This is a genomic window from Petrimonas sp. (genome assembly GCF_963921705.1).
Classification (GTDB): Bacteria; Bacteroidota; Bacteroidia; order Bacteroidales; family Dysgonomonadaceae; genus Petrimonas; species Petrimonas sulfuriphila.
Genome location: NZ_OY997410.1, coordinates 747,320 through 762,403 on the forward strand (window position 1 = coordinate 747,320; position 15,084 = coordinate 762,403).

At 44.2% G+C, this 15,084-nt stretch carries 13 protein-coding genes; 8 read left to right on the forward strand and 5 right to left on the reverse strand.

Annotated features, from left to right (window positions below; translation table 11 throughout):
• Positions 1-28: 28 nt before the first annotated feature.
• The 8 genes from infC (at position 29) to AACM02_RS03170 (ending at position 5,509) form a co-directional block, all read left to right on the forward strand.
• Positions 29-589 (forward strand): translation initiation factor IF-3, encoded by a 561-nt coding sequence (gene infC / locus AACM02_RS03135; RefSeq protein ID WP_286856008.1) that lies wholly within the window; start codon positions 29-31, stop codon positions 587-589.
• 186 nt (positions 590-775) lie between these two features.
• Positions 776-973, forward strand: coding sequence for a 50S ribosomal protein L35 (gene rpmI, locus AACM02_RS03140; protein WP_286848850.1), 198 nt, complete (start codon positions 776-778; stop codon positions 971-973).
• 95 nt (positions 974-1,068) lie between these two features.
• Positions 1,069-1,413 (forward strand): 50S ribosomal protein L20, encoded by a 345-nt coding sequence (gene rplT, locus AACM02_RS03145; protein WP_071135992.1) that lies wholly within the window; start codon positions 1,069-1,071, stop codon positions 1,411-1,413.
• Positions 1,414-1,641: 228 nt separating this feature from the next.
• Positions 1,642-2,520, forward strand: a complete 879-nt coding sequence (locus AACM02_RS03150; protein ID WP_339116052.1) for a LytTR family transcriptional regulator DNA-binding domain-containing protein — start codon at positions 1,642-1,644, stop codon at positions 2,518-2,520.
• Positions 2,501-3,646, forward strand: coding sequence for a glycoside hydrolase family 43 protein (locus tag AACM02_RS03155; RefSeq protein WP_339116053.1), 1,146 nt, complete (start codon positions 2,501-2,503; stop codon positions 3,644-3,646). Before AACM02_RS03150 ends, AACM02_RS03155 begins: the two co-directional genes overlap by 20 nt.
• A 6-nt stretch (positions 3,647-3,652) precedes the next feature.
• A complete protein-coding gene (locus tag AACM02_RS03160) occupies positions 3,653-4,156 on the forward strand; it encodes a pyridoxamine 5'-phosphate oxidase family protein (RefSeq protein WP_214062945.1) in 504 nt (167 codons plus the stop codon).
• Positions 4,157-4,240: 84 nt separating this feature from the next.
• A complete protein-coding gene (gene trxA / locus AACM02_RS03165) occupies positions 4,241-4,708 on the forward strand; it encodes a thioredoxin (protein WP_339117419.1) in 468 nt (155 codons plus the stop codon).
• A gap of 9 nt (positions 4,709-4,717) precedes the next feature.
• On the forward strand, positions 4,718-5,509 hold the full coding sequence (locus AACM02_RS03170; RefSeq protein ID WP_339116054.1) for an RNA methyltransferase: 792 nt from the start codon (positions 4,718-4,720) through the stop codon (positions 5,507-5,509).
• Here the strand turns inward: AACM02_RS03170 and AACM02_RS03175 are convergent.
• The 5 genes from AACM02_RS03175 to AACM02_RS03195 form a co-directional block, all read right to left on the reverse strand.
• The gene (locus AACM02_RS03175) at positions 5,506-7,764 is read right to left on the reverse strand and encodes an inorganic phosphate transporter (protein ID WP_332455938.1); all 2,259 of its coding nucleotides are present in this window, start codon (positions 7,762-7,764) and stop codon (positions 5,506-5,508) included. The genes AACM02_RS03170 and AACM02_RS03175 overlap by 4 nt on opposite strands.
• Before the next feature lie 230 nt (positions 7,765-7,994).
• The gene (locus AACM02_RS03180) at positions 7,995-8,744 is read right to left on the reverse strand and encodes a glycoside hydrolase family 16 protein (protein ID WP_339117420.1); all 750 of its coding nucleotides are present in this window, start codon (positions 8,742-8,744) and stop codon (positions 7,995-7,997) included.
• A 110-nt stretch (positions 8,745-8,854) separates the two neighbouring features.
• Positions 8,855-10,387: a SusD/RagB family nutrient-binding outer membrane lipoprotein gene (locus AACM02_RS03185; RefSeq protein ID WP_286848869.1), complete on the reverse strand. Its 1,533-nt coding sequence runs from the start codon at positions 10,385-10,387 to the stop codon at positions 8,855-8,857.
• Between the two features lie 127 nt (positions 10,388-10,514).
• Positions 10,515-13,925, reverse strand: coding sequence for a SusC/RagA family TonB-linked outer membrane protein (locus AACM02_RS03190; RefSeq protein ID WP_339116055.1), 3,411 nt, complete (start codon positions 13,923-13,925; stop codon positions 10,515-10,517).
• A gap of 128 nt (positions 13,926-14,053) precedes the next feature.
• Complete coding sequence (locus AACM02_RS03195; RefSeq protein ID WP_286848878.1) at positions 14,054-15,034, reverse strand: FecR family protein; 981 nt, start codon at positions 15,032-15,034, stop codon at positions 14,054-14,056.
• Positions 15,035-15,084: the final 50 nt, after the last annotated feature.

Genomic DNA, 15,084 nt, shown 5'->3' on the forward strand with positions numbered 1-15,084 from the left:
TTATAAAGAAAGGAATAATACTATCCGAATGAGGAATAACTTTAGAGACACAAAAGATCAACATCGGATCAACGAACGTATCCGTGTGCCCGAAGTCCGCCTTGTAGGCGATAATGTAGAACAGGGGATATACCCCACCAGAGAAGCCTTGCGGATTGCCGAAGAGAAAGAATTGGATCTTGTGGAAATTTCGCCAACTGCCGTTCCGCCTGTTTGCCGGATAACTGATTATCAGAAATTTCTGTACCAGCAAAAGAAAAAACAAAAAGAGCAAAAAGCAAAAGCGGTTAAAATCGTGGTCAAGGAGATTCGTTTCGGCCCACAGACCGATGATCACGATTACAACTTTAAACTGAAACACGCCAAAAGTTTCCTCGAAGAAGGAGCTAAAGTGAAGGCTTACGTATTTTTTAAAGGACGCTCCATTCTGTTCAAGGAGCAGGGAGAAGTGTTGCTGCTTCGTTTTGCTAACGATCTGGAGGACTATGCCCGTGTAGAACAGCTACCGGTGCTCGAAGGAAAACGCATGATAATAATGCTGACACCCAAGAAGCAGGGATCTGCTAAAAAAGAACAACCTTCGGAATAAAAGTATAAAAAAAGAAAAGTCGCATCGATTTTTCAAAAACATGTTGTATCTTTGCACACTTTTTGATGAAAAAGGCTGAGGAAGCCTCAACATAAACATCAACCGGCGATATTGCGAGACCCCTTGGGGAAGAGCAATATCGGGTTGATTATCTAAACTAAATAATTTACAAAAAACAAGAGCAAAATGCCAAAAATGAAGACTAATTCCGGTGCCAAAAAGAGGTTCGCCCTTACCGGAACAGGAAAAATCAAGAGAAAGCATGCGTACAAAAGTCACATCTTAACGAAAAAGACCAAAAAGCAAAAGAGAAATCTTACGCAGACAGGACTTGTTCACAAAGTAGATGAGAACAGCGTAAAACACTTATTGGGATTGAAATAAGCCCGAAGCTTTCCAACGTAACGATTTATTAACCGGATGTATGCACCAAAGATTCCCTCCCGGGGGAACGCTGACATTCAAAAACAAGTAACATTATGCCAAGATCAGTCAATCATGTTGCATCACGCAACCGCAGAAAAAAAGTTCTGAAATTAACAAGAGGGTATATCGGCGCACGCAAAAATGTGTGGACCGTAGCCAAGAACACGTGGGAAAAGGGGTTGACCTATGCCTATCGTGACCGTAAGAATAAAAAGCGTAACTTCCGCGCACTTTGGATTCAACGTATCAATGCCGCCGCACGTCAGTATGGCATGTCCTATTCCCGTCTGATGGGAGCATTGCACAAAAATGAAATAGATATCAACCGTAAAGTGCTCGCCGATTTGGCGATGAATCATCCCGAAGCGTTCAAGGCCATCGTGGATAAGGTGAAATAAAAACTCTCTGAGGTAACATAACAAAAGGGGAAAGGCCGGCCGGTTTTTCCCCTTTATTAATTAGTGGTCTGCTACATCTATAACGCAGCGAGGATCTGTTTATTTGTCGTCCGGTTTAAGAAGATCGGGCAGATTTCTTCAGTGAGGAATAAAATTTCAAGGTGAAAAGGGAGAGAGCTGTTTTTTTTCATTATTTTTACAACTTGAATATTGATTCTTATTTGTTTTATGAACCGGATTTTAGCCCTGTTTTGCCGTCCTCACCCGGGATATGCGAATTTTAAAGTTTACATCGCTACCTGTACTGTGATTGCTGCAGGTGTTTTTTTAGTATTGAGTTTTTTACAGCCTTTTAATTTAGGAGACAGGAACATTCTGGATAATCCGTTTCTCACGGCAGCGTTATATGCAGGAGGTTCTTACGTCACTATGCTGATCAATTTTGTCTGGCTCAAATTCTTCCCGCGTTTTTTTTCAAACGAAAGATGGATAGTAGGTAAGGAACTATTCATGTGTGTTTATCAGATGATGACCATTGCCTCAACAATTTGGTTGATCAATTATATCAGAGGTGCTTTCCCTCCAGATATACATGGTTATCTGGGGATGTTGTGGGTAGTGGTATCGGTAGGTTTCTTTCCGTGTCTGACAGCGCAATTAATCCGGCATATTTATTTTATGAAAAGACGCTTGAGGAAGGCGACTGCAATGAACATCAGTTTAATGCTGGATAAAAAAGAAACGCCTGCTGAGGCAGATCCTCAATTTATCAACCTGCAACGATTTATTAAACCTATTGATATCAATACGTTTATTTCGGCAGAATCAAAAGGGGATTATCTAGTGGTCAATGTTTCCAATAACGGAAGCGTGGAAGAGCTAACAATAAATGCTACGTTGGAGGAGTTTGAAGCAGAAAATACGCATTTCGAGCAACTTTTCCGGTGCCGTGATGAGTTTATTATAAATAAAAATAAAATTACCTGGGTTGAGAGTAACGCCGCCGGCTACAAACTCCAGCTGCATCCTAAATTACCCTCGGTGTTCGTGTCGGGAGAGAAAGCGATAGAATTAAAAAAAAGAATGGATGTCGAAAAATATGCATAAACAATTTAAGGTTAAAACGATTCAACAAAATCTGTTGACGGTCATTTTATTTCTTCTTATTTTTCCCGGATGTATTGCACCGGATAATAAGTCATCAGGGCCAGTCAGGTATATTAATCCATTGCCGGTTGCTCTTGGCGATCCATTTATTCTTTCGGCTTCCGACGGAAAATATTATATGTACGGAACGGGTGGGGTGGAAAAAGGTTTTGGCGCGTACAGTTCTAACAATTTGGCGGATTGGCAGTACGAAGGACAAGTTTATTCGGGAGACACTCCAGAATCGTGGACTTTGAAAAATTATTGGGCGCCTGAGGTGTATGAAATAGACGGCAAATACTACATGTTTTTCAGCGCTGACTGGAAGGTAAATCCCACAAATGAGTCGGAGAATTTCCGTATTGGGGTGGCAGTAGCCGATAAACCGACAGGGCCGTTCAAGGAGCTGTCCGATAAGCCGCTTTTCGATCCCGGTTATCCCATTATCGATGCCAATATCTTGAAGCATAAGGGAAAAACATACCTTTACTATTCACGTTGCTGTTACAAAAACCCTGTCGAAAGTGAAGTGGCGGAATGGGCACGCTCACAAAACCTGTTTGATGAAATTGAAGAAAGTTGGGTGTATGGCGTGGAGATATCCAACGACTTCACATCCGTAATCGGTGAACCGGTCTTGCTTTTGCAGCCACCTTCTAAAATGAGTGACCTGCAAACGGAATGGGAAAGCCGTTCTGTTACGAATGGTGAGGTAAACCGGCGTTGGACAGAAGGCTCGTTCGCTTTTGAGCACGGTGGAAAAATCTACATGATGTACTCTGCCAACTTTTTTGGTGGGCAAAATTATGCTGTAGGATATGCCGTTTCCGACAATCCCCTGGGTCCGTTTGTAAAAGCCGGAAATAACCCGATACTTGAAAAAAACAGGGACGGTGGCGGCAATGTAACCGGAACCGGGCATAACATGATGTTTCGTTTGAAAGGTAGTGAGAAGATGTATACCGTTTATCATGGACGAACCCGTAAAACGGGAGAAGAGCGTGTTGTTTTTATCGATGAATTAAAAATGGATGAAAAGGGTGTCCTTAGTGTAGACGGGCCCTCTACTTCTGAGAAAGAATTGTGAAAGAGCATGAAAACATTTTCAATAGAAGAGCGGGAACGTATTGAAACCGTTATCCGTTCGTGCAAGGTATGTTTTGTAGGTATGGCAGACGAAGAAGGACGTCCGTATGTGTTGCCGATGAATTTCGGTTATGAAGATGGCGTTATCTACCTGCATTCTGCACAGGAGGGTCGTTCCATCCGTACTATGGAGAAAAATCCGCGGATTTGTGTCACCTTCTGCTCCGACCCCGAACTTATCCGCCAGCATCCCGATGTGGCATGCAGTTACCGGATGAAGGCGGGAAGTGTTATCTGCGAAGGTGAGGTAGAATTCGAGGATGATTTTGCCGAAAAAGAAAAAGCACTCCATATCATTATGCGACAGTATGTCGATAAAAAGTTTACCTATTCAGTCCCGGCGGTAAATAACGTGAAGATCTGGAAATTAAGGATGGATAGTGTGGGCGCGAAAGAATTCGGGATCATGCGCCCGGGAAGCATATCGTATAAAGATCGAATGGAGTTTTAAACTTCAGGGACAGATTAAACGTTTTCGATAAACTTTTGTCCGTATGAAGGCGTTTATAGGAAACATTTTATAAATCACAGGTATATACAATCAATAAAAATGAGAAAATTAACGGTAATAGTGGCGGTTTTTACATTGGTTCTTTCCGCATGGGCAGCAGAACCACAGGTTAAAAAAACAGTGAAACCCATCGCGTTGAACACGACGAGTTTTACGGAAAAGGTTTTTGACTACAACAACGAAAAGGAATGGAAGTATAAAGGAGACAAGCCTGCCATTATCGATTTCTGGGCCGCGTGGTGCGGCCCTTGCCGGCAAATTGCTCCTGTTTTAGAAGAACTTGCCGCCGAATATGGAGAGGAGATCTATGTTTATAAGGTGAATGTAGATGAAGAAACTGAACTTGCCCGCGCATTTGGTATTCAGAGTATCCCCACAATACTTTATGTTCCTATGACCGGAACACCGCAAGGGGTATTGGGTGCAGCACCCAAGAGCCAGCTTAAAAAAGCTGTCGATACTCTTCTTCTGAACAAGGAAGAGGGAAAATAATAAAGTTATATGCTTATTACAAGCCTTCAAAATCCGTCGGTAAAAAACATTGTAAAACTTGCAAAAAGCAGGGAACGCAAAGAGCAGCAGCTTTTTGTAATTGAGGGTGCCCGGGAGTTGTCACTGGCTTTACAAAGCGATTATATCGTTGAATCGGTATACGTTTGTTGGGAAATGTTTGAAAAAACCAAGTATCCCGGTGTTTTAGACAGCATGGAGGAGAAAAATGTTTTGGATATTTCACCGGAGGTTTTTGGCAAGATTGCCTACCGGGAAAACTCTGACGGCGTTGTGGCGATTGCAAAACCCAAGCTACATACACTTGAATACATAAAACTCTCTGGAAATCCGTTTGTAATTGTTTTGGAGGCAGTGGAGAAACCTGGAAATCTGGGGGCGATTCTGCGTACTGCCGATGCTGCAGCCGTGGATGCTGTGGTTGTGTGTGACCCGCAGACCGACTTATACAATCCCAATGTGGTTCGTTCCAGTGTTGGCGGAATTTTTACGGTGCAAACGGCCGTTTGCTCATCAGCCGATGCGGCAGCGTGGCTGAAAGCCAACAACATCTCATCCTATGCCGCCGAATTGCAGGCTGCCGAGTTCTACCAGGACATTGATTTCCGTATGCCGTCTGCGATTGTGATGGGCACGGAAGCTGAAGGCCTGACCGGCTTCTGGCTCAAAAATGCAACAAAGCGAATCAAAATCCCGATGCGGGGAAAAATTGATTCGCTGAATGTCTCGGTCTCCACTGCCGTGCTCACGTTTGAAGCCATGCGGCAACGCGGGGAGGGCTAGTTCTTCTTTTCGGTTTCCTCTTCAGATATTTTTTTTACGGTCAGTATCATGTTTCGTTGAGATTTCATCAGGTTAACCGATTGAAGGACGATGGTCTTGGTCTCATTGAGGATGTTCATAAACAAAATACTGTTTCTTGTACCTGATTCTTTGTCTTTTACCCTTCGTATCTGTTTTTTGGTAAGCTTGGCGCATTGTTCTATTATCTCGTCCCTGATATTGATTATCGTAGCAAAACCGGAGTAATCGTTTCTCTCCATCATATCAATAAACGTTTTGTACATGTTGGTCACTTTTTTACTCAAGTCTTCCAGATCCTCTTCCTGCTCATCGTTAAATCCTTTGTGGTTGTTCTCGATGTACAGTGAACTGTCGGAAGTAATTACTCTTAATGCCTTGGTTATTTCGTATGTGTAGTCCACAATCTGAACATATTCCTGTTCTATGTCCAACTCTTTCAATGTAATGGACTGGATAGTTGGTACAACTTCGTATGTCCTTTTATTTTTGTAGTTCAGGTATAACTCATCCGCCTTGGAAGCAATCTCCCTCAACAAGGAGCGGCTTTCCTTGGTTAGTCCCTTCACGTTCTGGTGATAAATGTCCAGCATTTTCCCGATGACCTCCCTTACTTCGGTCGTTGAAGTTTTCACTATCCCTCTTTCATCCTCAATCAATGTAGCGTTTGCTTTTTCAGCCAGTTTCCTTTTTTGGTGAAACTTGGAAGATTTGAACAATATAAAACCAACCAGGGCCAATGCGATAAAGATGGCAATCTTCCCGCCCCAGGCTAGGAACATGGCCACCACCATAGCCACGGTAAAAGCCACGATGGCTGTGATAAACCATCCGCCAATCACGGTTAGTACACCTGTAATCCTGTACACCGCACTTTCACGTCCCCAAGCCCTGTCTGCGAGCGAAGTACCCATCGCTACCATAAAAGTCACGTAAGTGGTAGACAGGGGCAACTTCAGGGAGGTGCCGAGAGAGATCAGCAGGGCTGCAATGGTTAAATTTACAGAAGCGCGGATCAGGTCGAAAGAGACCCCCTGTTCTTCTATTTGTTCGGGAATAACAAAGCGATTGTTGAGTTTTTCCCTGAAAGAAGAAGGCGTCAGTTTATTGAGAAAGCGATTGGTGTCCACGCCCCAACGGACAATCGATCTTGATAAAGGAGTGGACGAGAACCTTTCCAGTCCGCTACCCTGACGTGCCAGATTCACTTCGGTCTCCGTTACTGTTTTAGCTTTTTTGGAGAACCACAAGGCCAGAACCATCACTATGCCCGCTGCGAGAAGCATTCTAATGTCTGCTTTCACAGGACCGTTCAGGGCATCCATGTATAACGTATCTATCGAACTACCTGAAGCTAACGTGGCACTTGCATTTTTGAATGCATCCAATCCGGCAAGAGGTACACCGATGAAGTTTACCAGGTCGTTGCTGGCGAAAGCAAGCGCTAACGCCATGGTTCCAGTTAGTACGATTATTTTAAGTATGTTAACCCTGAATAAGAACTGCAACAACGCCATAAATACCGACCATCCGGCAAAAGTAACCAACAGGGACCTCAGCATGTTGGATTCGACTAAATTAAGGAAATCGGTGGCCACAATCGGACTGTTCTTTAATCCCTTGAATACGATGAAGTAGGTCATCGCAGTTAAGGCAAATCCACCCCAAAGCGCTCCGAAAAATTTAAATGTTCTTTTGTATTTAAAAGAGAAAATAATCCGGGTAATATACATCACCGAGCTACCCACGATGAAAGCAACGGCTACAGAGACAAAAATACCGGAGATAATGGCCAACGCCTTGCCGGTGTTGATGTATTCAATTAAATCGCCCGCATTTGCCTGCCAGATGCTGAAGATTGCTACCGCCACGGCTGAACCCAGCAATTCGAATACCAACGAAACCGTGGTAGAGGTGGGTAGGCCCAGCGAGTTGAAAACATCGAGAAGAATAACATCCGTAAGCATAACGGCGAGAAACAACACCATTATGTTGGGAAACGAAAACATTTCCGGATGGAAGACTCCACTTCGGGCAATCTCCATCATTCCGCTGGAAAACAAGGTCCCAAGCAATACGCCAACGGATGCTACTGTAAGGATTACCCACAGGGGGGCAACTTTTGAGCCGATACTTGAATTGAGAAAATTCACGGCATCATTGGCTACGCCGACACTTAAATCGAGTATTGCTAAACCCAGCAATATGATTACGATAATTAGGTAAATGGGATCCATAAAATTTTTATTTTGGCCACTTGTTGAAGCAAAACCTCAATTCTTCCTTTTATTTTGTGCACAAAATTAATGAAAGATTTTCTTTGTGATTTAAAAATCAAGAGCAATTTATGCTTGAAATCAAAAACTTAACAAAAATGTAACAATTTTATATCTTACTGAAAAAGGAAGAGCGGGATAAACGTTGTAAGTCTCCCGCTCTTTTCTTAAATGCGATAATTCAGTGGCTTTTACTCTGCCTTTTGATAAACCCTTACGTAATCAATATAAAAGTGATGTGGAAAGAGTGAATCATCAATACCCTTTTGTCCGCCCCAGTTTCCACCAACAGCCAGGTTCAGCAGGAGGTGAAACCTTTTGTCGAAAGGCCATTCGGCAAAACTGGTACCCTCATTTACGAATGTAAAATAATGCTGGTCATCCACGTACACACGGTATTCTTTTTCTTCCCATTCGAGGGTATATACATGGAATCCTGTATAGGAGTCAGGGACATAAATCTTGCCATTTTTATGCGTTCCAAGCACATGGTTGTAACTTTTAGTGTGAGCTGACCCTACTATGGTATCCGGATCGTAGCCGACGTTTTCCATAATGTCAATCTCTCCACTATCCGGCCATCCGCCATATTCCCAGTCGGTAGGTAGCATCCAGATGGCTGGCCAGGTACCCAATCCTGTTGGAAGCTTTGCTTTTATTTCGAATCTGCCGTAAAGCCAATCGCCCTTGCCCTTGGTTATCAGTCTGGCAGAAGTATATCTTTTACCTCCTGCACTATCGATTTTCGCGGTGATGGTCAGCAGCCCGTCTTTTACGTGTGCGTTGGCAGTGTCGTTTGCCGTGTAATGTTGTGCTTCGTTGTTGCCCCATCCCCAGGTATTACCGTCAGTATCGTAACTCCATTTCGCGGAGTCGGGCAATCCGTTATAATCGAACTCATCGTTCCATATAAGTTGCCAATTTCCGGTTTGAGTGCTCATTGTTTCAAACTGTTCAGGCTGCTTTTCTTGTTTGCTGCTTTGGCAGGCGAAGAAAAATATTCCGGAAAGAAAAATAAGTAGAATCGTTTTGTTGGTCATCTGATTGAATGTTATTTTAAAATCCACATGATCTTATTGATTTCATCGTATCCGTCGTACTGACGGTTTAACGCCTCAATCAGGTTTTCCCTGTTGTAGGTGGTTTCAGATCCGGGGTACAACCACCGCATTGGAAGACCGTTCTTGTTGTTCTCGTTTAGGCTGGTGGCGGCATTTATCGGAAAAACAGGGTATCCATTCCTCCTGTATTCGAAGAAGCTTGTTTCGGCATCCTGCATAAACTGCAAGATGTAACGTTGCATCCAGATTTGCTGTAATTGCTCCTGGAGGGTGGTTTTAAACGCAGCTTCCCCGGTAAAGTAACCGTCAATGTAAGCCTGATCTATCGGCATGTCCTGTGCATAGTTCTTGTTCACTTTCATAACATCCGCCAAGGCAGATTTTACACCCGATTCATAATAGCTTTTCGCATCACCGGAAATCCATCCTTTCAGGACGGCTTCAGCCAGAATGAGCTGCTGTTCTGCGTGGCTCACAATCCGCAACGGCTCTGTTGCCTCTTCCTGTAAGTACCTTTTGTTCAGCAATGAGTACAGGTTATTGCTGTGACCTGAATTCATAACTGCGTATTCAATCTCTACATCTACTCCAACGTACGCTTCGAGGTCTGATTTTGTTTTTCCCGCAGCAATTTGTGCGCCTGCCGGCTCTGCAAAATAATAGATGCGGCGGTCGTTCAGCTTTTTCAGGTTATCGATCAACAGGGAGCTGATGACCGTTCTGCTGGTAAATAAATCGTTTGTACCGGAAAGCGGATGTTTGTTTTGCGATGAGTATTCCAGTCCGAGAAATCCGGTAGAACCATCAAGTATGTTTCCGGCCGATACTATTTCGGCAAATCGTGATTTTACGTTTATACCTCCTACGGATTCTTTCTTGCCTATGGTCATCAGTACTTTTAGTGCGAAAGAATTTACCGCTTTTCTCCATTTCACCGGGTCACCTTTGTAGGGTGTAGGATCTCCTTCGAAGGTTCTGCCCTTCGCAAAATATTGGTCAGCAGCTTGCAGTTCGTCCAAGATACCTTTTAAGACCGATTCCTGCGTATCGTATTTCACTTTATACACTCCCTGCGCCCCTTTCCCGGCTTCACTGTAGGGTATGTCGCCCATTTCCATCGTAAGCCGGAAAAAAGTGTACGCCTTCGCATACGCTCCCAAGCCCCTGTATGAGTCTTCCATGACGCTGCCTTCCGCGTATTCAATCATCTTTTCAATATTCGGGAGAATGGTCATTCCACCGAAATCGCTGCTTCCTATTTTGTTGTATTGCTGGTCCATCTGGCCTTCATTGGCATACCCGACGTATTTGGGCAGTGCATTATCTGCGATGAGCGATTTTCCGTCTCTTCCGGCAAACTTAGTCACGCGAAGGATAACGTTGGTAGCCAGCAATGAGGCGCTTACGCTGGTGGTGTCGTCGGGATTTGTGTTAATCTCCTCGAAGTTATTGCAACTCAATAACGTAAAAGCAGATAAGACGAATACCGTGAATTTCCTTATGTTGGAATAATTTTTTTTCATACGATTATATTTTATTTTTTTCTTTAAAGTTGTACAGAACTTGCCTCTATCATTTCCTGAGTTGTAATTGATTTACATGCTTGTTCAATACTTCCTTTACAAGGAATTGTTTATATAAATGACCTGCTTAGAAAACAACCCTCAGGTTGAAACCCAAATAACGGATGGAGGGATCGCTAAAATTGTCCGAACCTCCGTCGGGATCGGAATACTTGAATTGTTTTGCCCACAGGAAAACGTTCTGGCCTACAGCCGAAAGGGTAGCATTGTTAGCCCTGAATTTTTCAACCACCGACTTGGGAAGCGTATAGGAAAGCGATACCTCCCTGATTTTAAAGAACGTTGTCGAATATGCATCCAGGGTTGAGGGTGACCCTCCCCACGCTGTTCCCCTGTGCAGGTTGTTGATGTAAGTTTGATAGGTTACGGCTACATCGTTTGGAGCATACGTCCTGTTATCGCTTGTTATGTTGCCGTAAGTGTCGTATGTTGCCGACCCCGATACAACCTTAACTCCCTGTCCAACGTAATTTTTTGTTCCGGGTTGATTAGCGTCGAGAAAGCGTTCCGCTACGACTGATTGGGGATGGGATCCGGCTCTCCACATATACATTTCTGTAGTAGTCTGTGCGATACCGCCTACCCGTCCGTCCAGTGAGATGCCGAACGTGAAATCTTTGTACTTCAGGGAGGAAGAGATACCCCACAACCAGTCCGGATCATAATATCCAAACAGCGATTGGTAACTCGAATAAAGTGGCAGTCCGTTATTGTGGATAATGTTGCCCTGCGGGTCTTTCTGGTAATCGTTGAGAACATAATGATCGGCTCTTTCGCCAACTTTCACCCAGGGCCTGTCTGTTGAATAAACCGAATCCAGCTGCGTATAGTAACGGGCATATTTTGACCAGTTCAAGGATACATCCCATTGCCAGTCCCGGGTTACTACGGGAGTAGCGTTTAAGGTAACTTCAACCCCTTTTCTTGTTATCTCCTCATCGATATTGATGTAGTTGGATGTAAAGCCCGAAGCAGGGCTGATGGGTGCCCATCGTAAAAAGTCGTACATGCGTTTCTGGTAGAAAGCCACATCGATGGATGCCCTGTTTTTCAGGACATTTACTGCCGTTCCTATTTCAAAAGTGGAAGCAGATTCGGGCAGCACGTCGGTACCCCGGATTGCCGAAGGATAAGCTGCGGAACTTAAATTTCCCCAAGCATTGGAGGTGATGTTATACACCGAATTTATGCTGTAAACACCGGCAGGGGTTTTAGACGCTGTCCATGAACCTCTCAACTTCCATAGCGATAACCAATTGTACTTGGGCAGCAATTCCGAAACGATAAAGCTTCCCGAGAGTGAAGGATAGAGATAGGAGCGGGTCGTTTCCGAAAGCGTGGAGCTCCAGTCGTTACGCAGCGTTGCTTCTCCGTAAAGTAGGCTTTTCCACGATAAGGCGAGCCGTCCGTATAAACTGTTGACCTGTTGTTTATACATCACGGAGCTTACGGCTGCCGGATTCACGGATGCCTTTAGCGAATAGAAAGCCGGTATGGTGAGTCCGCCTTGTGTGCGTGCTTCCATCCCGTCATTTTGTGTGTAATAAATAGTTCCTCCGATAAAACTTTCCATGCGGACATCTCCAAATGATTTGTCGGCGGATAACAGCAAGTCGTTGTTCAGGCTGTACCCTCTGCCAAGGCCAATGTTGTAGGAACCTCGTTGCGATTCCCCCCAGACCTGTGTTCCTCCGGCTAAAACGGTAGCACTGCCTGCACCCTGGAACGAACCTTTGGAAACCGTTATATCCTGCCTGTCGCTGTAAATGTCAAATCCACTTCTGACAGTTCCTTTCAACCACGAAGTAAAATCATAATCCAACGATACCGATCCGTTAAAGATATCGCGGTTGATGCTGTGCGTTCTTTCGTATCTGTCGAAGTAGGGATTGTTGTTGGTTGAGGTATAACTGCTATTTTGCACTTCGTTTTTGATTAACCAGTAATCTTTATAGTCCCTGATGTCGTAATCGGGAGCTGACCAGATTAACAGGTTGTACATCGGGTCATAACCGGTATAACCGCTGAACCCCTTGTTGGGGGATGCTTGTTTATTGTATGCCATCGACGCTGTAAGGAGGAACTTATCGATTTTCATGTCTCCTCCAAGGCTGAAGGTTAATTTGTCGAACGTAGAGTTGGGGTATTGTCCTTTGTTGTTCACCCATGTGAGCGATGTCCGGAAACTTCCGAATTCTCCTTGCTGGGCCAGATTAACGTTATTGTTTAAAATATAGCCTTGTTCCAGGAAATTTTGAAAATTATCTTTTCCAACAGGTAAATAGGGCATGGGCTTCATCATTTTGCTTATTGGATCCCACTGAATTATTTCCCGGCCGTCCAGTGGTACACCCCAGGATCCGTCTCCGGAACGAACATATTCGAGGGCTCCGTCGGCATTTTTTCTAACGACACGTCCAAAATCTGATTGCAGTTCAGGAATGGCCAAGTATCCGGCAGAGAACATGGTCCCCGAGTTTACCGAAACGGATAGCCCTTTGTTGGCGAGCCCTTTTTTTGTGGTTACCATGATGGCTCCACTCCCTCCCCGGTATCCGTAAAGAGCCGAGGCTGTAGCTCCTTTCAATACACTAATGCTCTCGATATCGTCAGAAGGAACATCCCGTAAGGTCATGTTGGCGTATGGAACTCCATCAATGACCAGCAGCGGGTCTTCTCCGCGGATTTGGATAGAAGGAGCATCCGAAAATTCCGTGCTGTTTCGCACCAGCAGTCCTGCAATTTTTCCAGTCAGGGAGGTACCCATATCCACCCCTTTTACGGTTTGTAGCCCATCGCCTTCCACTGCCTGTACCGAGTACCCCAAAGCTTTTTCTTCTCTTTTTATGCCCAGTGCGGTGACAACCACCTCGTTAAGAGTCCGTGTGTCTTCCTGCATAACAACATTGAAGGAGGTGCCTCCAGCTGTATTCAATACAACGTCTCCGTATCCGAGGTAGGTGATCTTGATTTTTGCTTTTGACGAAACAGTCAATATGAAATTACCGTTGTAATCGGTGACCGTACCGTTTCCGGCTATTCCTTCTTCTATCACGTTTGCCCCTATTATGGGAACCCCGGCTTCATCAAGTACACGGCCCCGTACCGTTACTTTATCCTGTTGAGTTTCTCCCGGTTGCAGACCCACAGTCCCCTTATCAACCAAAACAACAATGTTGTTGTTTTTTTCATACGCAACATCTGTACCGGCCAGCAAGGTTTGCATGGCTTTATCGATACTGGAGTTCGTTAGCTGGATAGAACTGTTTTTATCCAGGATGGCCAGTGATTCGTTGTAGAAGAACCGGTAATTGCTTACTTTCTCAATTTCTTTCAAGGCCTGACGCAGGGTTTTGTTCTGTACGTTTACAGTAATCTGCGAGAAAGAAGGTAAGAAAAACAACATGAAAATAAATGCGACAAGAAACTTTGCTGAACATAAAGTTTTGCCTTTCCTTCGTAATAGATTCTGATTCATAGACAAATAATTGAGTTAATATTAAAAAATTCTACGCAATAAATAATAAGTTCCACATAAAGGGAACTCCTATAAACAGAATACAGTTGAGTCGGTTCTTTACTCTAACGCAGGTTGATATTTTAATGTTATTTAACCATTTCGGCTTTGTGATGCAGAATGATTGTGGTGTCTTTCATTTCGTAGTACATGGGAGAGGTCATGGACAAGATATCCAGTGCATTCTTAATGCCGCTGCTTCCAAGTGTTCCTGAAAATCGCATAGGGCGAAGCTGTTCAGAAGCAAACTGAATTTCCACGTTATAGATGCGCGATAAAGCCCGGGCAATCTCATCATACGTTTGGTTGCTGAAATAAATGTTTCCGTTTTTCCACTCAATGAAGTTGAGGGCTTCCACCCGGTCTGCCAACAGGGTCTGTTTTCTCTTGTCGAATGTGGCTCGTTCATTAACGGATAAAATTGTCTCATGCCCCGATGCGGAGACCTTTACTTTTCCTTCCAGCAAGACAGCTGAAGCCAGGGAGTCGGTTTCGTAAGAACGTACATTGAAAGAAGTTCCCAGTGCTTGTACGGTAATGTGTTTTGTATGGACGATAAAGGGGCGTTTTTTGTTTTCCGTGACTTCAAAGTAAGCCTCTCCCTGCAAGTATACGGAGCGTTCTTTTCCGTTGAAATGCCTGTCGTAGGTGAGGGTGGAGCCTGAATTGATCCAGACGTTGCTTCCATCGGGTAAAACAACTTCAGCTTTTTCCCCTTTTTGTGCTGTGATCACAGTGGGTTGGAGATTCCTTTGCGGACGTTGAGTAAAGTAGTAGACGGTGAAGGCTGAAAGAACCGGTAGTAAAAAAATAGCTGCCCATTGCATGGCTTTTCGCCAGTTAACCGACAAATAGCTTTTTTCTCGCGTCGTTTCTAGGCGGATCTTTCCGAAAATTCTTTTCTTGATCGTTTCGTCAATGGTTGGATCTGCATTCATCAGTTCGACCTCCAACATCTCCTTGAATTTATCTTCGGAGCCGATGAGGTCGATTAATGCTTCTGTCTCTTCGGCGGTGGACTCACCCCGGAGATATTTCTCGAACAATACCATGTAGTTTTTATCGGTCATTTTTTATTTAGCCTCTCTGTTATGATACAATCGGGTACTGCTTTTCCGCT

Coding starts and splice junctions, on each gene's coding strand:
- infC (WP_286856008.1), top strand. CDS start 29: ATGAGGAATAACTTTAGAGACACAAAAGATCAACATCGGATCAACGAA.
- rpmI (WP_286848850.1), top strand. CDS start 776: ATGCCAAAAATGAAGACTAATTCCGGTGCCAAAAAGAGGTTCGCCCTT.
- rplT (WP_071135992.1), top strand. CDS start 1,069: ATGCCAAGATCAGTCAATCATGTTGCATCACGCAACCGCAGAAAAAAA.
- AACM02_RS03150 (WP_339116052.1), top strand. CDS start 1,642: ATGAACCGGATTTTAGCCCTGTTTTGCCGTCCTCACCCGGGATATGCG.
- AACM02_RS03155 (WP_339116053.1), top strand. CDS start 2,501: ATGTCGAAAAATATGCATAAACAATTTAAGGTTAAAACGATTCAACAA.
- AACM02_RS03160 (WP_214062945.1), top strand. CDS start 3,653: ATGAAAACATTTTCAATAGAAGAGCGGGAACGTATTGAAACCGTTATC.
- AACM02_RS03170 (WP_339116054.1), top strand. CDS start 4,718: ATGCTTATTACAAGCCTTCAAAATCCGTCGGTAAAAAACATTGTAAAA.
- AACM02_RS03175 (WP_332455938.1), bottom strand. CDS start 7,764: ATGGATCCCATTTACCTAATTATCGTAATCATATTGCTGGGTTTAGCA.
- AACM02_RS03180 (WP_339117420.1), bottom strand. CDS start 8,744: ATGAGCACTCAAACCGGAAATTGGCAACTTATATGGAACGATGAGTTC.
- AACM02_RS03185 (WP_286848869.1), bottom strand. CDS start 10,387: ATGAAAAAAAATTATTCCAACATAAGGAAATTCACGGTATTCGTCTTA.
- AACM02_RS03190 (WP_339116055.1), bottom strand. CDS start 13,925: ATGAATCAGAATCTATTACGAAGGAAAGGCAAAACTTTATGTTCAGCA.
- AACM02_RS03195 (WP_286848878.1), bottom strand. CDS start 15,034: ATGACCGATAAAAACTACATGGTATTGTTCGAGAAATATCTCCGGGGT.